This window comes from Mucilaginibacter flavus, assembly GCF_030409315.1.
Classification (GTDB): domain Bacteria; phylum Bacteroidota; class Bacteroidia; order Sphingobacteriales; family Sphingobacteriaceae; genus Mucilaginibacter; species Mucilaginibacter flavus.
The window spans coordinates 1-2213 of the sequence record NZ_JAUFPS010000062.1 but is presented as its reverse complement, the minus strand read 5'-3'; the positions used below and the strand labels follow the sequence as shown (position 1 = coordinate 2213).

At 43.5% G+C, this 2213-nt stretch carries 1 protein-coding gene; it reads right to left on the bottom strand.

What is annotated here, in order from left to right:
- A partial coding sequence (locus QWZ17_RS23340; protein WP_290307734.1) for a family 78 glycoside hydrolase catalytic domain occupies window positions 1–2174 on the bottom strand: 2174 nt, incomplete at its 3' end.
- Between the last annotated feature and the right edge of the window lie 39 nt (window positions 2175–2213).

The following is a 2213-nucleotide window of genomic DNA, read 5'->3' as shown; positions in this document are numbered from 1 at the left end:
AATACTTTAGGCTTATCGGCAGCATCTACCAAACCCATATAAATAGATATGGCATTTGCAGCCTGGCTGCCGGTACCATACTGGTAAGTTTGCTTATTAAAAAAAGTATCGTTGTAAACCTTTTTAACGTCCAGGCTTAAAGCTTCATATTTTTTTGCATCCTCTTCTTTATCCAAAACGCGGGCAATTTTTGATAGTAAAGTAAGATCATAATAATAAATTGCTGTACTGGTAATGCCGCCGGGTGTTAACTGCGACGGACCAAGATCCCTCGGGCCGATGTCATACCAATCGCCCAGGCCAAAATACAGGATGTGGTTTTTTGATTTTTTTTCAAGATAGGCTACATACCGCGTCATCATACTATAGCTTTCTTTCAACACCTCCTTATCCCCGTACCATTGGTAAACATACCAGGGCATAATTACGCCATTACTTCCCCATTCGGGCGAATCACGAAACCCGCCGCCAAACTGAACATACTCCGGCGCTATATCGGGGATCAGCCCCTCGCTTGTTTGTGCGTTAATCATATCCCTGATCACTTTTTGACACAAAGAAGCAACATCATAATTATAGCGAATAGAACTACCAACCAGATGCGCCTCTTCCAGCCAACCCAGTTTTTCGCGGTGCGGGCAGTCAGTAAATATGCTTACCGTGTTACTCCTGATAGCCCAGTCAATTAACTTAAAAGTTTTATTGAATAAATCATTATCACAGCTAAATGTGCCAATTGAGGCAGCACTGTTACGCGTATGCAGGCTTTTTATCGCTGTAATAACGGGCAAGCTGCTATAATTTTCCTCTTTATCGGGGATGGCACCTTCAACCTGGATATACCTGAACCCATAGTACATAAACTGCGGATGCCAGGCTTCCCGCGCTCCTCCCTTTAAAGTATAGTTAAAGTAAACCGGGGCTCCCACAGCGGTTTGCAGGGCCATACCTTTATCGTCCAGCAGTTCGGCCGGGGTTATTTTTATAACCGCGCCGCGTTTACCTTTTACCTGTATAAAAGGAATTGCCGATGCGTTTTGCCCCATATCATACACCCAAACACCGGGCCGGGGCTGTGTTATTTTTTTTACCGTAAACTGGTCCATTATTTTCAATGGCTCTTCCTGTTGCGATTGCAGTAATGGTGGCCCGTCAACAATTACGGCCTGCCTAAATTTACTATCGTTAAAACCGGGAGTATCCCAGCCTTTTTGCATCAAAGTAGCATCAAAATCTTCGCCGCCGTAAATACTTGAAAAAGTTACCGGACCGGGAGCCGCTTTCCAGCTGTTATCACTAACAACGTTGCCGGTAGTGCCATCGGTGTATTCAATTACCGTACGGCATATCATTTTGGGATAGCCATAAGCACTTTTAAGTTTATGATACCTATCGCCGGGTACATAATAAAACCCGTTGCCAAGCATTACACCCAATACGTTATCCCCTGCTTTTATTTGATGGGTGATATCAAAAGTAACGTATAAGGCATGTTTGGTATACTGTGTCCAACCAGGATCTAAAAAATGATCGCCTATTTTTTTGCCGTTTAAGCTTAATTCAAACTGGCCCAAACCGGTTATAAATATGGTGGCTTTCTTTACCGGCTTAATTATCTTAAATTCTTTCCGCATTAAAGGCAAAACATCATTGCCTTTATTCCACCGGCTATCGCCGGGATTATCTATTGCCGGTACAATACGAAGCGAATCGGACATTTTGTTGTAGCCTATCCATTGGGCGCCTTTCCAATCGTTAGGCCCTAATAATCCCATTTGCCATTGAGCGGGTTGGCTCCAGGCTGATGCATGGCCGTGGTTATCCCAAACCATCACCTTCCAGTAGTAGGTTGTAGCAGATAGCAGCTTTTTCCCCGCAAAACCAACCTGTATAGACTTGCCCGACGGCACTTTTTTTGAGTCCCATATATTGCCGGTATTGTTTTTCAGCTGCAATGGATCGTCGGCAACCAGCACCCGGTAGGCCGTTTGCAGGCAGCCTTGTTGATTGGAATGCAGCATCCAGCTTAAACGAGGTTTTGACATATCCACACCGATCGGATCGGCCTTATATTCACACTTTAAAGTATTTACATTTACCTGCGCGCCAGCTTTAAAAGAGATAAAAATCAGTAAACAAAGGATCAGGGGTTTATTTAATATTTTACACATCATTAATAGGATAATTTATAGTTTATTGCTGCGTGATTCTTA